The organism is Shimia biformata, from assembly GCF_016888515.1.
In the GTDB taxonomy this organism is placed as follows: Bacteria; Pseudomonadota; Alphaproteobacteria; order Rhodobacterales; family Rhodobacteraceae; genus Shimia_A; species Shimia_A biformata.
In genome coordinates, this window is record NZ_JAFEJK010000001.1 from 296368 (window position 1) to 313280 (window position 16913).

Sequence of the window (16913 nt, forward strand, 5' to 3'; positions counted from 1 at the left end):
TCCTTCACTTGTTCACGGCCTGCGGCGGGATTAGGGTGCCCCCATGAATCCTACGCGCGGCATCCTGTTCAAGCTCACGGCAATCCTGCTGTTCACCGTCATGGCGTCCTGCATCAAGGCGGCGTCGGCGCATGTGCCGCCGGGACAGGCGGTGTTCTTCCGTTCCTTCTTTGCCTTGCCGGTAATCCTGTTGTGGCTGGCCCAGCGCGGAGAGTTGCGGACCGGGTTGAAGGCGACCAACCCGATGGGCCATTTCTGGCGCGGCTTTGTCGGCACCACGGCCATGGCGCTGGGCTTTGCCGGGTTGGGCTTGTTGCCCCTGCCCGAGGTCACGGCCATCGGCTATGCTGCGCCGCTTCTGACCGTCGTCTTCGCCGCGATGTTCCTGGGCGAAACCGTGCGTGCCTTCCGGCTGACGGCGGTGGGAATCGGATTGCTTGGGGTGTTTGTGGTCCTCTGGCCACGCCTGACGATCTTTGGAAATGGCGCCGCAGACACGGCGGCGACGCTGGGGGTGATGTTCATCCTTGGCTCTGCCGTTTTCCGGGCGCTGGCGCAGATCCACATCCGCAAACTGGTCCAGACCGATACGACCTCGGCCATCGTGTTCTATTTCTCGCTGACTGCAACGTGTCTCAGCCTGCTGACCCTGCCCCTTGGCTGGGTAGTGCCCACGGCAACCGAGGCGATGCTTCTGGTCACCGCCGGGCTTGTCGGGGGTGTGGCACAGATTTTCCTGACCTCGGCCTATCGCTATGCAGAGGCGTCAACCGTGGCGCCGTTCGACTATGCCTCGATGCTGTTCTCGATCCTGTTCGGATATGTCTTCTTTGCCGAGATCCCAACGATCTACACCCTAATCGGGTCGGGCATCATCATCGCCGCCGGTATCCTGATCATCTGGCGCGAACGGCAACTGGGTCTGAAACGCGGGTCGCGTCAGAACCTGACGCCGCAGGGATAAAGTCAAAGAAAAAGCCCCGCACGATGGCGGGGCTTGTCGTCTTGATTGTGCAGTTGATTATTCGCGCACCAGCTTCTCATACGCATCCGAAATCTCGCGCGTCAGCGCGCCGACTTCGAACGTATAGTCTCCGATCTGACCGACTGGCGTGACTTCTGCCGCCGACCCGGTCAGCCAGCATTGTTCGAACCCTTCCATTTCCTCGGGCATGATGTGGCGTTCATGCACCTTGATCTGGCGGTCTTTCAGCAGGCCGATCACGGTCTGGCGCGTCAACCCGTTCAGGATCGCATCTGGCAGCGGCGTGTGGACCTCTCCGTCCTTGACGAAGAACACGTTGGCGCCGGTCGCCTCGGCGACATAGCCGCGATAGTCATAGAACAGCGCGTCCGAGCAGCCTTTTTCTTCGGCAGCGTGTTTGGACATGGTGCAGATCATGTAGAGACCGGCGGCTTTGGCCGATGTCGGGATGGTCTCGGGGCTGGGGCGCTTCCACTTTGAGATATCCAGCTTGGCGCCCTGAAACTTGGCGTCGCCATAGTAGTTGCCCCATTTCCACGCGGCGATGAAGACACGCACCGGGTTGCGACGGGCCGAGACGCCCATGTCTTCGCCCGCGCCACGGAAGGCAACGACGCGGATATAGGCGTCGGACAGACCATTGGCCTCAAGCACTTCGTACTTCGCGGCTTCGATCTCATCCACCGTGTAGGGGATCTTCATGTCGAGGTTTTCGCCCGACTTCAGAAGCCGCTCCGAGTGTTTGCGGCTGAGGAAGATCTTGCCGCCATAAGCGCGCTCGCCCTCGAATACGGAAGATGCGTAATGCATTGCATGGGTCAGGATATGCACGTTCGCATCGCGCCAATCGACCAGTTTGCCATCCATCCAGATCTTGCCGTCCATATCGGCGTAAGAACCTGCCATGGTATCCTCCTCACTCTCGTTCAGTTTCCATTTATTGCGCGAGTTAAGGCCGCATCGGTCATAAAGTTGCGCAAAATCTGCGATTCGCTACCAGTTGAGTATTGGAATGTCAACAAAGCTGACTTATTGTGACGATCAAAGAGGCAAAATGTGAACCAGGGGACGGATCATGGCGGATTCTCATGGCGGTGAAAGCCTGCTTTACCTCACTGACGAACAGCTGAGGCAGGGGATCGAGGCCATGTATTTCGCCTATCGCGGGTTTACGGCCGATCCCGACCGAATCCTTGCAACCATGGCTTATGGCCGCGCCCATCACCGCGCGATCCACTTCATCAACCGCGCACCCGGCACCACGGTCACGAACCTTCTGGAAATCCTCGGCGTGACCAAGCAGTCGTTGAACCGCGTGTTGCGCACTCTGATCGAGGACGGGCTGGTCGAAAGCCGGGTCGGATCAGCGGACCGTCGCGAGCGCAACCTCTATCTGACCGAGGCGGGCGAGGCGCTTGAGAACCGGCTGTCCGACGCCCAGCGCACCCGCATGCGCGCCGCTTACCGCGATGCCGGACCCGAGGCCGTTTCGGGCTTTCGCCGTGTGCTGGAGGCCATGATGGACAAGGAGATGAAACGCCGCTACGCCGCCCTCAGGGAGTCCGGCCAATGAGCGAACCGGCGCCGCATCTTCTGATCGTTGACGATGACGAACGTATCCGCGGGCTTCTCAAGAAGTTCCTGATGCGCAACGGGTTCCTGGTCACCGCCGCCCGCGACGCGGCTCATGCCCGTCGCATCCTGTCCGGTCTCGATTTCGACCTGATCGTGCTGGACGTGATGATGCCGGGCGAGGATGGCATGACCCTGACCCGCGCCATCCGCGAAACGTCCATGACCCCGATCATGCTGCTGACCGCCAAGGGCGAGACCGAGGACCGCATTCGCGGGCTGGAAGCCGGGGCTGACGATTATCTTGCCAAGCCATTCGAACCAAAAGAGCTGTTGCTCAGGATCAATGCCATCTTGCGGCGGATGCCGGATGTGACCGAGGCCGACACCGCGCCCAAGGTCCTGCATCTGGGTCCGGTGCGTTACGATATCGAGCGCGGCGAGATGTGGCGAGGCGAAGATCTTGTCCGCCTGACCGCCACCGAAAGCCAATTAATGAAGATCTTCTCCGCCAAACCCGGCGAAGCGATCAGCCGCGCCAAACTGGTCGAGGATCTGGGCCGCGACCGCGGACAGGCACAGGAACGCGCGGTGGATGTCCAGATCACCCGCCTGCGCCGCAAGCTGGAAGAAGACCCCAAACAGCCACGTTACCTGCAAACCGTGCGCGGCGCGGGTTACATGCTGGCACCGGACTGATCCGCATCTGGGAAACCGACCATGCTGAAACCCCTTCTCACGGTGACCGAGGTCGGAATGCTGGCCTATTGGCTGCTGGCGGCAACTCTGGCGTTGGGGATCGTCGCGATCCCGGCAGAATACATGTACTCGGACCACACCAACCCCTTGGTGGTGGCATGGAACTGGTCGTTTTTGCCGATCGACGTGGCTTTTGCCGGGCTGGGGCTCTATTCGCGTTTTGGTTCTGGATCGCCCGCGTTGCGTCACCGTCTCGCACTGATCGCAGCGACGCTGATGTTCTGTGCCGGTGTCATGGCGATTTCCTATTGGATTATGACCGATGCGTTTGACCCGTTGTGGTGGGGTCTGAACCTCTGGCTGGTCCTGTTGTCGATGGCCAACTTGGGGCACCTGCTGCGGGCACCGCTACCGGGTTGAGGTCAACCGGCAACCACCCGCAATGTGACGTTGATCCGCCCGCCATCCTTCAGCAGGTTGGACGAGCCGAACCGGACCCGGTCGATGCCATGATAAGCCAGCCGTGCCGCGCCGCCCATCACCACCACATCGCCCGATTTCAACCAGACGGAGTCCGTTGAGCCGCCACGCGTCGGATTGCCCATGCGAAACAGCGCCTCGTCCCCCAGCGAAACCGACACCACAGGCCAATCGAAGTCTCCTTCGTCCTTGTCCTGGTGCAACCCCATTTTCGCGCCTTCACCGTAGTAGTTGACCAGACAGCAATCCGGGTCGCGGGTCAGCCCGGTCACGTCGCGCCACAGTTCCAGCAACCGGACGGGCACCGGCGGCCACGGCGCGCCAGAAGGCTGTACGGATTCATAGCGATAGCCTTTTTGGTCGGTGATCCACCCCACCCGACCTGCCGAAGTCATGCGCACCGACATCACCTTACCCGATGGTGTGACCGGCACGCGGAACGGCGCCACCCGCGCCACATCCCGCAGGTCATGGACCAGCGCGTCACAGGCGGCACGGTCCAGATATTCTGCAAATATTTGGAATCCCTTAACCCGAAGCGGCGATGACATGTCTCAACTGTCTCGTTTCTGCAAAAACTCGCGAAAAATATGGCCGAACGCCCCGTCATGGATGGTTGCAGCACCTGTTTCACCTCCCTATATACCCTGCGAAGCGCAGTCGGCCAGATGTGGTCGCCTGCACAACCGGATCGGGCAAGGATGCCGAAATGGGTCCGCGCCTGAGACATCGCCTTAAGTAAGAAGGGATCGAAGAACATGAGCAAAGTGATTGGTATCGACCTCGGTACGACAAACTCCTGCGTTGCCATCATGGATGGTTCGCAACCCAAAGTGATCGAAAACTCGGAAGGGGCACGCACGACCCCTTCGATCGTCGCCTTCACGGACGACGAACGTCTGGTGGGCCAGTCGGCCAAGCGCCAGGCAGTGACCAACCCCGACAACACCATCTTTGGCGTGAAGCGCCTGATCGGTCGCCGGTTCGACGACGCCGATCTTGCCAAGGACAAGAAGAACCTGCCGTTTGCACTGATCAACGGCGGCAACGGCGACGCATGGGTCGAAGCCAAGGGTGAGAAATATTCGCCCAGCCAGATCTCGGCCTTCATCCTGCAAAAGATGAAAGAGACCGCCGAAAGCTATCTTGGCGAAGAAGTGACCCAGGCGGTCATCACCGTTCCGGCCTATTTCAACGACGCTCAGCGTCAGGCCACCAAGGACGCGGGCAAGATCGCGGGCCTCGAAGTGCTGCGCATCATCAACGAGCCGACTGCGGCTGCGCTTGCCTATGGCCTGGACAAGGAAGACACCCACACCATCGCGGTCTATGACCTTGGCGGCGGGACCTTCGACGTGACCATCCTGGAAATCGACGACGGCCTGTTCGAGGTCAAGTCGACCAACGGTGACACGTTCCTGGGTGGTGAAGACTTTGACATGCGCATCGTCAACTATCTGGCCGACGAGTTCAAAAAGGAACACGGCGTCGACCTGACCAACGACAAGATGGCGCTGCAACGTCTGAAAGAGGCGGCCGAGAAAGCCAAGATCGAGCTGTCGTCGTCCAGCCAGACCGAAATCAACCAGCCGTTCATCTCGATGGGTTCGAACGGCCAGCCGCTGCACATGGTCATGAAACTGACCCGCGCCAAGCTGGAATCGCTGGTGGGTGACCTGATCAAATCGTCTCTGAAACCCTGCAAGGACGCGCTGAAAGATGCCGGCCTGTCGGCAGGCGACATTGACGAGGTCGTTCTGGTCGGCGGTATGACCCGTATGCCGAAGGTGATCGAAGAGGTCACCAAGTTCTTTGGCAAAGAGCCGCACAAGGGCGTCAACCCGGATGAAGTCGTCGCCATGGGCGCGGCAATCCAGGCCGGTGTTCTGCAAGGTGACGTGAAGGACGTCGTACTGCTCGACGTGACCCCGCTTTCGCTGGGTATCGAAACGCTGGGTGGCGTGTTCACCCGTCTGATCGACCGCAACACCACCATCCCGACCAAGAAGTCGCAGATCTTCTCGACCGCCGAGGACAACCAGAACGCCGTGACGATCCGCGTGTTCCAGGGCGAGCGTGAAATGGCCGCCGACAACAAGATCCTTGGTCAGTTCAACCTTGAAGACATCCCGCCCGCACCGCGCGGCATGCCTCAGATCGAGGTGACCTTCGACATCGACGCCAACGGCATCGTGTCGGTGGGCGCCAAGGACAAGGGCACCAACAAGGAACAGAAGATCACGATCCAGGCTTCGGGCGGTCTTTCGGACGAGGACATCGACAAGATGGTCCGCGACGCCGAGGAAAACGCCGAAGCAGACAAGGCCCGCAAGGAACTGGTCGAGGCCCGGAACCAGGCCGAAAGCCTGATCCACTCGACCGAGAAATCGCTGGAAGAGCATTCTGACAAGGTCGACCCGACCACCGTAGAGGCGATCGAACTGGCGATTGCGGCGCTGAAGGATGATCTGGAAAAAGATGACATCGCCGCAGACAAGATCCGTGGCGGCATCCAGAACGTGACCGAAGCGGCCATGAAGCTGGGCGAGGCGATCTACAAGGCCAGCCAGGAAGATGCCGAAGAGCCCGCAGCGGCGGACCACGGTCCGGCCGATGACGATGACATCGTCGACGCCGATTTCGAAGACCTGGACGACGACAAGCGTTCGTAATTCGGTCCACGGAACCAACTGGGGCCGGTCCGCGCAACCGGGCCGGCCCATCGCGTTCCGCACCGTGAAGGAGTGACATATGTCCAAACGTGACTTCTACGAGGTGCTTGGCGTTTCCAAGGGTGCCTCAGCGGACGAGATCAAGAAAGCCTTTCGCCGCAAGGCCAAGGAACTTCATCCCGACCGCAACAAGGACAACCCGGATGCGGAAGCGCAGTTCAAGGAAGCAAACGAAGCCTATGAGGTCCTGAAGGACGCCGACAAGAGGGCGGCCTATGACCGCTTTGGCCACGCCGCCTTTGAAGGCGGCATGGGCGGCGGCGGTCCTCGGGGCGGGCATCCCGGACAGGGCGATTTCGCCAGCGCGTTTTCCGATGTCTTCGACGATCTTTTCGGCGATTTCATGGGAGGTCAGCGTGGCGGCGGCCGGGGACGTGCGTCGCGAGGCGCGGACCTGCGCTATAACCTGCGTGTCAGCCTCGAGGACGCCTATACCGGCATCCAGAAAACCATCAACGTGCCCGGCTCTACCGCGTGCGAAAGCTGCAAGGGATCCGGCGCGGAAAACGGCGCCGAGCCGACCACCTGCCCGACCTGTTCAGGCATGGGCAAGGTCCGCGCGCAGCAAGGGTTCTTTACCGTCGAACGCACCTGCCCGACCTGTTCGGGCATGGGGCAGATCATCTCGAACCCGTGCAAATCCTGTGGCGGACAAGGCCGGATCGAGCGTGACCGCGCGCTGTCGGTCAACATTCCTGCCGGCGTCGAAACCGGCACCCGCATCCGTCTCGCTGGCGAAGGTGAGGCCGGGATGCGCGGTGGCCCGTCAGGTGACCTCTATATCTTCATCGAGGTCGCGCCGCACAAACTGTTCGAACGCGACGGTGTGAATCTGTTCTGTCGCGTCCCGGTGTCGATGGCAACCGCAGCACTTGGCGGTGACATTGAAGTGCCGACTATCGACGGCGGCCGCAGCCGCGTGAAAATCCCTGGCGGATCGCAATCCGGCCGCCAGATGCGCCTGCGCTCAAAAGGCATGCCCGCGCTGCGCGGCGGCGGCCAGGGCGACATGTTCATCGAACTGGCAGTGGAAACCCCGGTCAACCTGACCAGCCGCCAAAAGGAACTGCTGCGCGAATTCGAGGACCTCTCGGAAGAGAACAACCCCGAAAGCTCAAGCTTTTTCAAATCGGTCAAATCGTTCTGGGATTCGATGAAAGGCTAGTGCGCCCGATCCGCTACTGAAAACAAGCCGTCGGAATGGGTTCCGGCGGCTTTTTCTGTCTATGTGCAGCTATATGAGTATTCGAAGTGAAAGTCATCCACCAACGTCGGAGCATTGACCGCACACGCTCGTCCGGTTTCTTTGAAATACTTCAAAGCCGCGCCTTCAAAACGCAACTGCTTCGAAGTGTAGGTCGGATCATGGCTAGATGCCATTTCGCTTGTCGAAGGTGCGCCAACAAGCAGCTTTCTCTTGTCGCTATCTTCCAGAATTTTCCAGTTGATACCGGCTTGATAAACTGACTGTGGCGCAATTCCAGCGTATTGCTTCATGTATTCTTGCGGCGTGATAGAAGTTGCCTTTGGTTGAAGGCCGCATTGGTACCGGTATTTGTACTCAAACCTTGAGACCATGTAGCCTGGCCCAACTTCGCAGCGTTTGTTTTGTTCGGCAAAAAACGTTTCCGCAATGTCGCGAAAATAGCCTTCCGGTCCTTCCTTGGCCCTTTCAGAATTGAAGGTCACATGTTGAATGCTACTTCCACGTTCATAGCGGACAAGGACCTCGCCGACGTCCTTCAGTTCCTCGACTTGGAACACGGCCTGATCATATGTGACCGTCCCGGCACCCGACTTGGTGGAAATGGATTGGTTTGCGCCGTCGGAACATGCGGCAACGACGCCCGCTGCAAGTACCGCGGTAAGTAGTATCTTTTTCATCCTGACCCTGCTTACTTTACTCCACTCAAGGTCAAACCAAAGCAAGTGAAAACAATCAAGAGAAGAATGGTCGCAGATGTCATTGGACCTTAACCATTTGACAACCAATACCGTGGCAACCTGCCCGCATGACCAACCCGCCCTCTTTTTCAGAGGCCCCCGCGCTTCCATTTGATCGCGATGACGTGCCTGTGCAGGCCGTACCGCGCGGCGGACGACTGCCGTCCTATATCGTCGACCACCGCAAGCGTCTTCGCGAGCGGTTCATGGGCGGGGGGGCTGATGCACTGCCGGACTACGAGATGCTGGAGCTTATCCTGTTTCGCGCCATTCCCCGGCAGGACGTGAAACCATTGGCGCGGCGCCTTCTGGACCGGTTCGGTAATTTCAACAACGTGCTGTCGGCCAACCCCGCACGGCTGAAGGAAACCCATGGGGTGGGTGATGCCGTGATTCTGGAACTGAAGATTGTCGAGGCCGCCGCCCACCGCCTTTCCCGCAGTCGCGTCATGCAACGACAGATCCTCTCCAGTTGGGACGCGCTTTTGCGCTATTGCCACACAAGCATGGCCCACCGTGAGACCGAGCAATTTCGCGTGCTTTATCTCGACACGAAAAACACGCTGATCGCTGATGAGGAACAGGCTCGAGGAACCGTGAACCACGTGCCCGTCTACCCGCGCGAGGTCGTGCGGCGGGCGCTGGAACTCAACGCATCGGCGTTGATCGTTGTCCACAATCACCCGTCGGGCGACCCGACCCCATCCGAGGCAGATATCGCCATGACAGATCAAATCCGCGGCGCCGCAGATGCGCTGGGGATCACACTGCATGACCACTTAATCATCGGAAAGGACTGCGAACTCAGCTTTCGCGGTGCGGGTTATCTCTAGTCATTTCACCCAAATTTCGACCCGGCGATTGACCTGGCGGCCCCAGTCGCTGTCGTCGCAGGCCATGGGCATCGCTTCTCCAAATGCCTGCACTTCGATCGCCAATTGCTCGGGGTTGGCGGTCTCGGCGGCAGACAGAACCGCGTCACGCACCGCCTCGGCACGTTTTAGCGCGATCTGGCGGTTTCCCGCGGCGGGTCCTTCGCCATCGGAAAAACCGACAAAGACCAGCTTGCGCCCGTCATAGCTGCCGCCCTCGATGGCGCGAGCCAGTTGCTGCACGTTCGAACGCGATTGCGCATCCAGCCGAGAAGATCCGCGCTGGAACCGGAACGAGGTCGTCAGCCGCGCCAACGGGCGCAGCGTGTCGATCATCCCCTGCAATTCCTCAAAGGGCAGGTCGTCACCCGCGACCTTAATCGCATTGGCCAGCCGATCACCCTGCACCGCCAGCGGCACCTCTTCCGGGGCCTGATCGACAAAACCCGCGCGCCGGATCACGACCTGCGCCGACGGGCTGCGGGTATAAGCCAGGAACTCACGCGCGATCTTGGGCAGCCGCCGCGCCGGAAAATACAGGAACATCGGCGCGGTCAGCGGATAATCCTCGGTCTTAATCGTCTGCCGGGTCGCCTCAAGCGAGAAACCACACGTCCCAGTCAGCACCAAACGCTTGGCATTTCCGGTCTCGGCAAAGCTGGCAATGCCAATACCAAACGGATCGCGGGTCACGGCGGATACAAGGGCTGCGCCACGGTCATGTCGTTCGATCAGGTTGGACAGCGGCAGCTTTGCCGGCGTCATCAGTTGATCCTCGACCGCCTGGCTCAACCCGGAACTTGGCGCCAGAAGGTGCAATCCGATCGGCGCGTCGGGACCGCCCAGCGCCGCCCAGGAGTCGATCCGTCCGGCAAAGACTTCGGCCAGCTGCTGAACCGATATTGCGCCGACCGGATTGCCCGGCGCAACAACCGCCACCATACCGTCCAGTGCCAGAACACGGCTGCGATTGGTGTCGGTCATATCGCCAAGACCGGCTTCGAACCCACGCTGCGCCTCGGTTGGCCGGATCTCGCGCAGGGACATGGCGACATCTGCCTCATCCGCCAGAAGATCGGCAAAACCTTCGTCCGAATTCGACGCGCGGAACGTGAATTCAGCCAGTTTCCGCCCGGGATCAGGAGTGAACAGGTGGTATTCGAAATGCCGGGTATCGGTGATCACCCGCTCCACGCGATAACCGTTACGAAGCGCAAACGCCTCGACCAGCGCGGGCAACAACACGTCGCCCATTGTGGCAGAACCCGAGATGGCCAGTTCAGCCACGAAATCAATCAGGTTCGGACAACCCGGCCCATCACAGGTCACGCCGGTCCCGTCGACCGTCAATTCCCCATAGACCGTGTCCACGCGATAGAATTCGCCGTCGAATCCCAACAAGGTGCCGGTGATTTCGACTGCGCCGTCACGCGACGTCAGCGTCACGTCCTGCGCTGCAACAGGCGCAGCGGCACCAACAAGAAAAAGTGCGGCGATAACCGCCGCACGAAACTGCTTCATTGCGAATTCCTGACCGGCCCGATTTATTTTTGGGCGATTTTCAGGTCTTCCAGCAAGGTTTGCAACACCAGAAATCCACCGGCACCGTCGCAACCCGGCATGGCCAGGTCAATCTCGCGGATTCGGGGGGCTTGCCCGCCAAGAAGTTCGATCGAACGGGCCTTGTACTGCTTGCCGCAGTTATCTGCCGTGATCTCGGCCTCGACCGACAGGGACACATCGCCGCTGCGCCGGGCCTGACCGCTGGGGAAGGTATAGACTTCGGCGCGCTGCGCCTCGGGAACGGTCGGATCGCCAAGCGTCATCATGAAACCGCCATGCCCCCCCAGAACCGAGGTCAGATCGCGCGGCGCGGCGCGCCAGACATGCCCGTCCTGACCGTAGTCGGCGCCAAATTCCAGCGCATGAAGCTCAAGCCCGCTGTCACCCTGCCACTGCACCACAACGCGGTCATAGAAAGACAGCGACGGCATCGCAGCGTTTGCAACCGCACCTTCGCCCGAAGGGAATGCCGCAATGAAAACCGCGTTTTCTGCCAACGCAGGGACAGTGATCGTCAGACTGCCGTCGGCTCCGACGCTGTGGGTAAATTTCAAATCCTCGTGGTGAAACGTTACCCGCTCACCAGTGAGGCAAGGCGCCGTGAGGGTCAGCGTCACTGTGGCGGCTGCGCCGGCCTCCGCCGTCAGTTGCGCGTCGCAGGACAGCATCGGTGTCGCTTCCTCGGCAGGCATTTCGGCCACGGGCGCGTCCCGCGACACCAGAAGAACAATGGGTTGATCGGGCAGATCGACTTCGCGCAGCGCCTCGTTCGGCAGGTAGGGCAGCGGCGTCACAGATTGACCATCTGCGCTTTGGATGACCGGATTGACCTGAAGTCGCACCTGCTGCGGCTGCAAGGGGGCCGCGACGGACTGGGGGAACTCAGGGGCTTGGGCCGCCTGGCTTGCCTCGCTTGATTGCATCAGGAACCCGATTGCAATGGCGCAGGTCCCTGTCATGCAGGCCAAGGCATACCGTCTTACAACACTACGATCTTCAGTCATCGTTACCTCCGGTCACATCACCCGAAGACTGGAATGCCAAAGAAAAAGGGCGCACATATGGCGCCCTTTGGTTCAATCTTGGAAAGGATGATGGTCAGATCTTGCCGTGGCAGTGCTTGAACTTCTTGCCGGACCCGCACGGACATGGGCTGTTCCGGCCCGGATCGCCCCAGGTGGCCGGGTCGTTCTCATCAAAGCCTTCGATGGCCGCTTCGGGGTTTGCGGGAGGAGTATCTGAGCCTACCGGGGCGGCTGCGGCCTCTTGTGCAGCGCGTTGTTCCTGCATCTCGGCCAGCATCTGCTGCTGTTCCTCTTCCGTCATCGGGCGGATATGGGCCAGCGTCTTGGTCACGTCCTCGCGCAGGCTGTCAAGCATGCCTTCGAACAGCTGGAATGCCTCGGTCTTGTATTCGTTCAGCGGGTCGCGCTGCGCATAGCCCCGGAAACCGACGACCGAACGCAGATGTTCCAGCGTCAACAGGTGTTCGCGCCATTTCGTATCGATGGTCTGCAGCAGGACCTGTTTTTCGATCATGCGCATGTTCTCGGCGCCGAATTTGACCGCCTTTTGCGCCATCGCCTCGTCCGCAGCCTTTTCCAGCCGCTCGGCGATTTCGTCGTCATCAACACCTTCTTCGGCGGCCCAGTCGATGACCGGGACGTCGATCCCCAGCTTCTCGATCACAGCGGCATAAAGACCTTGGGTGTTCCACTGGTCGGCATAGGTCTTGGGCGGCATGAATTCATGGACAAGGTCGTCGATCACCTCGTTGCGCATGTCCTGCGTCGTTTCCGAGACGTCCTTGGCTTCCATGATCTCGCGGCGCTGGCTGAAGATCACTTTCCGCTGGTCGTTCATCACGTCGTCGAACTTGAGCAGTTGCTTGCGGATGTCGAAGTTGCGGCCCTCGACCTTAGCCTGAGCGCGCTCAAGAGATTTGTTGACCCAGGGGTGAACGATGGCCTCGCCTTCCTTCATGCCCAGCGACGACAGCACCTTGTCCAGACGTTCGGACCCGAAGATCCGCATCAGGTCATCTTCGAGGCTGAGGAAAAAGGACGACCGCCCCGGGTCACCTTGACGACCCGAACGGCCGCGCAGCTGGTTGTCGATACGGCGGCTTTCATGCCGTTCGGTGGCCAGGACGAACAACCCGCCGGCTGCTTTCACGGCGTCTTCATCGGCCTTGTGCTCGGACTCGATCTTTTCCCGGATCGCCTCGTGGTCGCCTTCGGGATCGGCAGCGATGGCTTCAAGGATCTTGAACTCGACATTGCCGCCCAGCTTGATGTCCGTCCCGCGCCCGGCCATGTTCGTTGCGATGGTCACCGCCCCCAGTTTGCCGGCATCCGCAACAATCTGGGCCTCTTGCTCGTGTTGGCGGGCATTCAGGACGTTGTGCTTGATCCCGGCCTTTTTCAGCATGTCCGACAGGAATTCCGATTTCTCGATCGACGTCGTGCCGACAAGGGTCGGCTGACCCTTTTCATGCGCGTCCTTGATCGCTGCAACGATGGCATCGTATTTCTCAGCCGCGGTGCGATAGACCGCGTCATCATCGTCGATCCGCGCTACGGGACGATTGGTCGGAACTTCAACCACGCCCAGGCCATAGATCTCCATGAATTCCTCGGCCTCGGTTGCCGCGGTGCCGGTCATGCCGGCCAGCTTGTTGTAAAGCCGGAAATAGTTCTGGAACGTCACCTGCGCCAGCGTCACGTTCTCGGGCTGGATGGTGCAGCCTTCCTTGGCTTCGATGGCCTGGTGCAGACCTTCAGACAAGCGGCGCCCGGCCATCATCCGCCCGGTAAACTCGTCGATCAGGACAACCTCGCCACCGCGAACGATATAGTCCTTGTCCTTGGTGAACAGCTTGTGTGCCCGAAGACCCTGGTTAACGTGGTGAACTATCGTGGTGCTTTCGGGGTCATAAAGCGACTGGCCCTCTGGCAACAATCCGCGCGCGTGCAGGTGTTCCTCAAGAAACTCGTTACCCTCGTCGGTAAACGTCACTGCGCGGGTCTTTTCATCAAGCGAGAAATGGTCGTCCTGCAAATCCGGGATCAGCTTGTCGATGGCGACATAAAGATCGCTGCGGTCCTGCGCCGGGCCAGAGATGATCAGCGGCGTCCGCGCTTCGTCGATCAGGATCGAGTCGACCTCGTCCACGATGGCAAAGTTGTGTTCGCGCTGGAACATCTCGGCCAGATCGCCCTTCATGTTGTCGCGCAGATAGTCGAACCCAAGCTCGTTGTTGGTCGCATAGGTCACGTCACAGGCATAAGCGGCCTTTTTCTCGTTCGGGTCCTGCTGCGGGTAAACGACGCCACAGGTCAGACCCAGCGCGCCATAGACCTTGCCCATCCACTCAGCGTCACGACGTGCGAGATAATCGTTCACCGTGACCACATGCACACCCTTGCCAGTGAGCGCGTTCAGATAGGCCGGGAAGGTCGCGACTAGGGTCTTGCCCTCACCCGTCTTCATTTCCGAGATATTGCCCTGGTGCAGGAAAATCCCGCCCATCAGCTGCACGTCAAAAGCGCGCAGACCCAAGGCGCGGCGCGCGGCCTCACGGCAATTGGCAAAGGCTTCGGGCAGCAGCGCATCAAGGCTTTCACCCTCCATCGCGCGTTTGGCCAATTCCTCGGTCTTGTCCTTCAGACCTTCGTCCGAAAGCGCCTCGAACTCCGGTTCCAGCGCGTTGATCTTCTCGACAAGAGGCAAGGTCGCCTTGATCTTGCGGTCGTTCGGTGTGCCGAACACCTTCTTGGCGATTTTACCCAGACCCAGCATATTCCTGCCTCTCGTTCACGTGCATGTTTGTGCCATTCGCTTGCCCCCGTTTTCCCATGTCCCTAAGAAGAGCGCGAGGGCGTTATTGCATTGGCCTCAAGGCGATGTAAGGAACGCATGATACAGTGTCAACGCCGCCAGACCGCGCGGCCATGCTCAGGGACCATTCGATGTCGAAACAGCTCAAATTTCTGCGATCCACCGTGCTTGCGATTGCTCTTGCCACCCCGGTTTTCGCCGCTGAGGAGCCAACTGCCGAAACCGTGGTCGCCACGGTGAACGGCCAGGACATCACGCTGGGCCAGATGATCATCCTGCGCGCCGCCCTGCCCGAGCAATACAACCAGTTCCCGGCGGATGTGCTGTTCACCGGTATTCTCGACCAGTTGATCCAGCAGTCTCTGGTGGCCGAAGCGCGCCAGAACAACGTGCCACTGCGCGTTGAAATGTCGCTCAAGAACGAACGCCTGCAACTTCTGGCCGCCGAAGCGCTGGCCGATCTTCTGGCGGACGCCGTGACCGAGGAAAAACTGCAGGCCGCCTATGACGCCCGCTTTGTCGATGGAAAGGGGCCAGTTGAGTTCAATGCCTCTCACATCCTGGTCGACTCACAGGAAAAAGCGACCGAAGTGCTGGAAACCCTGAAGGCAGGCGCCGATTTTGCCGAAACCGCCAAGACCGAATCGACCGGCCCGTCGGGTCCGTCGGGTGGTGAACTGGGCTGGTTCGGCACCGGCCAGATGGTGCAGCCATTCGAGGACGCCGTCGCCGCGCTCGAAGTTGGTGCCCTTTCCGAACCCGTCGCAACCCAGTTCGGCTGGCATATCATCAAACTGAACGACAAACGCTTCTCGGACGCCCCCCCGCTGGATCAAGTGCGTCAGGAACTGACCCAGGAACTGCAGGAAAAGATCGTTGACGACCACGTCACCGCTCTGACCGAAAATGCGGCGATTGACAAAGCTGGCGCAGATGCAGTTGATCCTTCCATGATCAACAACATCGACCTCTTGCAGGAATAAATCATGGCCAAGATCACGTCCGTCTCTCCGCTTGCCCCCGCGTCTTTCCCCGACCTCCCGGTGATCGAAGGCGCGGCCTTTGCCTCGATCGAGGCCGGGGTGCGCTACCAGGGGCGCAAGGATGTCACACTGATGGCCCTTGCTCCCGGCAGCACGGTGGCGGGCGTGTTTACCCGGTCCTCGACCCGCGCGGCGCCAGTGCTGGATTGCCAGGCCAAGATCGGCGGCGACAGCGACGCGGGCGCGGCGATCATCGTGAACGCGGGCAATGCCAATGCTTTCACCGGCAAGAACGGGATCGAGGCCACCCGCGCGGTAACCAGCGCCGTCGCAAAATGCCTGAACCTGCCGGAAAGCCGGGTGTTCTCGTCCTCAACCGGCGTAATCGGCGAGCCGCTCAAGCACGAGCGCATCACAGCCAAGCTGGACGAGTTGAAGGCAGCACTTTCGCCCAACGCGCTGAAGGACGCCGCAGAGGGCATCCGCACCACTGACACCTTTGCCAAGGGCGCAACGGCGACCGTTGAAATCAATGGCAAACCAGTGAAAATCGCGGGCATCGCCAAGGGGTCAGGCATGATCGCACCCGACATGGCGACGATGCTGGTCTACATCTTCACCGACGCCAAGGTCACCCGTCCCGTGCTGCAGCAGGTGCTATCGGAACTGACCGACCTCACCTTCAATAACATCACCGTGGACAGCGACACGTCGACGTCTGACACGCTGCTGATGGCCGCGACCGGAACCAGCGGCGTCGAAGTCACCGATACTGTTGGCCCCTTCCGCGATGCGCTGTATGGCGTGATGCTGGATCTCGCGCACCAGGTCGTCAAAGATGGTGAAGGCGCCACCAAGTTTGTCGAGATCAACGTGACCGGTGCCGCCAACCACGCCGATGCCCGCACTCACGCGCTGGCCATCGCCAACTCGCCACTTGTGAAAACCGCCATCGCGGGAGAAGACCCGAACTGGGGCCGCATCGTCATGGCCATCGGCAAATCCGGCGCCGCCGCCGACCGCGATCTTCTGTCGATCCGCTTCGGTGACGTCGTGGTTGCCGAAAACGGCTGGGTCTCGCCGTCCTACAAGGAAGAACAGGGTGCAGCGCTGATGAAGGAACAAGAGATCGTCATTGGCGTCGATCTTGGTCTTGGTGATGGCGCGTCGACGGTCTGGACCTGCGACCTGACCCACGGTTACATCTCGATCAACGCCGACTACCGTTCATAATTTTCCTCTT

The 16913-nt window shown here is 60.2% G+C and carries 15 protein-coding genes; 9 read left to right on the forward strand and 6 right to left on the reverse strand.

Annotation, left to right across the window (positions count from 1 at the left end; translation table 11 throughout):
• The first annotated feature begins 43 nt into the window (after nt 1-43).
• The gene (locus tag JQ863_RS01320) at nt 44-964 is read left to right on the forward strand and encodes a DMT family transporter (protein WP_204112532.1); all 921 of its coding nucleotides are present in this window, start codon (nt 44-46) and stop codon (nt 962-964) included.
• Between the two features lie 57 nt (nt 965-1021).
• Here JQ863_RS01320 and JQ863_RS01325 read toward each other — a convergent pair whose 3' ends face one another.
• Nucleotides 1022-1891: a branched-chain amino acid aminotransferase gene (locus JQ863_RS01325; protein WP_204112533.1), complete on the reverse strand. Its 870-nt coding sequence runs from the start codon at nt 1889-1891 to the stop codon at nt 1022-1024.
• A 169-nt stretch (nt 1892-2060) separates the two neighbouring features.
• On the opposite strand from JQ863_RS01325, the gene JQ863_RS01330 reads away from it, so the two are divergent.
• Genes JQ863_RS01330 through JQ863_RS01340 form a run of 3 tightly spaced genes read left to right on the forward strand, consistent with a single transcriptional unit; the run spans nt 2061 to nt 3676 of the window.
• Entirely contained in the window at nt 2061-2558 is a 498-nt protein-coding gene (locus tag JQ863_RS01330) for a MarR family winged helix-turn-helix transcriptional regulator (protein WP_204112534.1), read from the forward strand.
• Complete coding sequence (locus JQ863_RS01335; protein WP_204112535.1) at nt 2555-3256, forward strand: response regulator; 702 nt, start codon at nt 2555-2557, stop codon at nt 3254-3256. Before JQ863_RS01330 ends, JQ863_RS01335 begins: the two co-directional genes overlap by 4 nt.
• 21 nt (nt 3257-3277) lie before the next feature.
• Nucleotides 3278-3676 (forward strand): DUF5360 family protein, encoded by a 399-nt coding sequence (locus JQ863_RS01340; RefSeq protein ID WP_204112536.1) that lies wholly within the window; start codon nt 3278-3280, stop codon nt 3674-3676.
• A 2-nt stretch (nt 3677-3678) separates the two neighbouring features.
• Here JQ863_RS01340 and JQ863_RS01345 read toward each other — a convergent pair whose 3' ends face one another.
• Nucleotides 3679-4287: an alpha-ketoglutarate-dependent dioxygenase AlkB family protein gene (locus tag JQ863_RS01345; RefSeq protein ID WP_204112537.1), complete on the reverse strand. Its 609-nt coding sequence runs from the start codon at nt 4285-4287 to the stop codon at nt 3679-3681.
• Between the two features lie 207 nt (nt 4288-4494).
• Here JQ863_RS01345 and dnaK point away from each other — a divergent pair, with 207 nt between their 5' ends.
• Nucleotides 4495-6408 carry a molecular chaperone DnaK gene (dnaK, locus tag JQ863_RS01350; protein WP_204112538.1) on the forward strand — a complete coding sequence of 638 codons (1914 nt, stop codon included), beginning with the start codon at nt 4495-4497 and terminating at the stop codon, nt 6406-6408.
• A 79-nt stretch (nt 6409-6487) separates the two neighbouring features.
• The gene (dnaJ, locus tag JQ863_RS01355; protein ID WP_204112539.1) at nt 6488-7633 is read left to right on the forward strand and encodes a molecular chaperone DnaJ; all 1146 of its coding nucleotides are present in this window, start codon (nt 6488-6490) and stop codon (nt 7631-7633) included.
• Nucleotides 7634-7692: 59 nt separating this feature from the next.
• Here the strand turns inward: dnaJ and JQ863_RS01360 are convergent, their stop codons facing one another.
• Nucleotides 7693-8352 carry a hypothetical protein gene (locus tag JQ863_RS01360; protein WP_204112540.1) on the reverse strand — a complete coding sequence of 220 codons (660 nt, stop codon included), beginning with the start codon at nt 8350-8352 and terminating at the stop codon, nt 7693-7695.
• A gap of 128 nt (nt 8353-8480) precedes the next feature.
• Between JQ863_RS01360 and radC the strand changes: the two genes are divergently transcribed.
• A complete protein-coding gene (radC, locus tag JQ863_RS01365) occupies nt 8481-9245 on the forward strand; it encodes a RadC family protein (protein WP_204112541.1) in 765 nt (254 codons plus the stop codon).
• On the opposite strand, the gene JQ863_RS01370 is transcribed toward radC, so the two are convergent.
• The 3 genes from JQ863_RS01370 to secA form a co-directional block, all read right to left on the reverse strand.
• Nucleotides 9246-10805: a phosphate ABC transporter substrate-binding/OmpA family protein gene (locus JQ863_RS01370; RefSeq protein WP_204112542.1), complete on the reverse strand. Its 1560-nt coding sequence runs from the start codon at nt 10803-10805 to the stop codon at nt 9246-9248. It abuts the gene before it with no gap.
• Nucleotides 10806-10828: 23 nt separating this feature from the next.
• Nucleotides 10829-11851, reverse strand: a complete 1023-nt coding sequence (locus JQ863_RS01375) for a hypothetical protein (RefSeq protein ID WP_204112543.1) — start codon at nt 11849-11851, stop codon at nt 10829-10831.
• A 94-nt stretch (nt 11852-11945) separates the two neighbouring features.
• Complete coding sequence (gene secA, locus JQ863_RS01380; protein WP_204112544.1) at nt 11946-14648, reverse strand: preprotein translocase subunit SecA; 2703 nt, start codon at nt 14646-14648, stop codon at nt 11946-11948.
• A 125-nt stretch (nt 14649-14773) separates the two neighbouring features.
• On the opposite strand from secA, the gene JQ863_RS01385 reads away from it, so the two are divergent.
• Both JQ863_RS01385 and argJ read left to right on the forward strand, forming a co-directional pair.
• A complete protein-coding gene (locus tag JQ863_RS01385) occupies nt 14774-15670 on the forward strand; it encodes a peptidylprolyl isomerase (protein WP_338055463.1) in 897 nt (298 codons plus the stop codon).
• Between the two features lie 3 nt (nt 15671-15673).
• Nucleotides 15674-16903 (forward strand): bifunctional glutamate N-acetyltransferase/amino-acid acetyltransferase ArgJ, encoded by a 1230-nt coding sequence (gene argJ / locus JQ863_RS01390; protein WP_204112545.1) that lies wholly within the window; start codon nt 15674-15676, stop codon nt 16901-16903.
• Nucleotides 16904-16913 lie beyond the last annotated feature (10 nt).

Coding starts and splice junctions, on each gene's coding strand:
- JQ863_RS01320 (WP_204112532.1), top strand. CDS start 44: ATGAATCCTACGCGCGGCATCCTGTTCAAGCTCACGGCAATCCTGCTG.
- JQ863_RS01325 (WP_204112533.1), bottom strand. CDS start 1,891: ATGGCAGGTTCTTACGCCGATATGGACGGCAAGATCTGGATGGATGGC.
- JQ863_RS01330 (WP_204112534.1), top strand. CDS start 2,061: ATGGCGGATTCTCATGGCGGTGAAAGCCTGCTTTACCTCACTGACGAA.
- JQ863_RS01335 (WP_204112535.1), top strand. CDS start 2,555: ATGAGCGAACCGGCGCCGCATCTTCTGATCGTTGACGATGACGAACGT.
- JQ863_RS01340 (WP_204112536.1), top strand. CDS start 3,278: ATGCTGAAACCCCTTCTCACGGTGACCGAGGTCGGAATGCTGGCCTAT.
- JQ863_RS01345 (WP_204112537.1), bottom strand. CDS start 4,287: ATGTCATCGCCGCTTCGGGTTAAGGGATTCCAAATATTTGCAGAATAT.
- dnaK (WP_204112538.1), top strand. CDS start 4,495: ATGAGCAAAGTGATTGGTATCGACCTCGGTACGACAAACTCCTGCGTT.
- dnaJ (WP_204112539.1), top strand. CDS start 6,488: ATGTCCAAACGTGACTTCTACGAGGTGCTTGGCGTTTCCAAGGGTGCC.
- JQ863_RS01360 (WP_204112540.1), bottom strand. CDS start 8,352: ATGAAAAAGATACTACTTACCGCGGTACTTGCAGCGGGCGTCGTTGCC.
- radC (WP_204112541.1), top strand. CDS start 8,481: ATGACCAACCCGCCCTCTTTTTCAGAGGCCCCCGCGCTTCCATTTGAT.
- JQ863_RS01370 (WP_204112542.1), bottom strand. CDS start 10,805: ATGAAGCAGTTTCGTGCGGCGGTTATCGCCGCACTTTTTCTTGTTGGT.
- JQ863_RS01375 (WP_204112543.1), bottom strand. CDS start 11,851: ATGACTGAAGATCGTAGTGTTGTAAGACGGTATGCCTTGGCCTGCATG.
- secA (WP_204112544.1), bottom strand. CDS start 14,648: ATGCTGGGTCTGGGTAAAATCGCCAAGAAGGTGTTCGGCACACCGAAC.
- argJ (WP_204112545.1), top strand. CDS start 15,674: ATGGCCAAGATCACGTCCGTCTCTCCGCTTGCCCCCGCGTCTTTCCCC.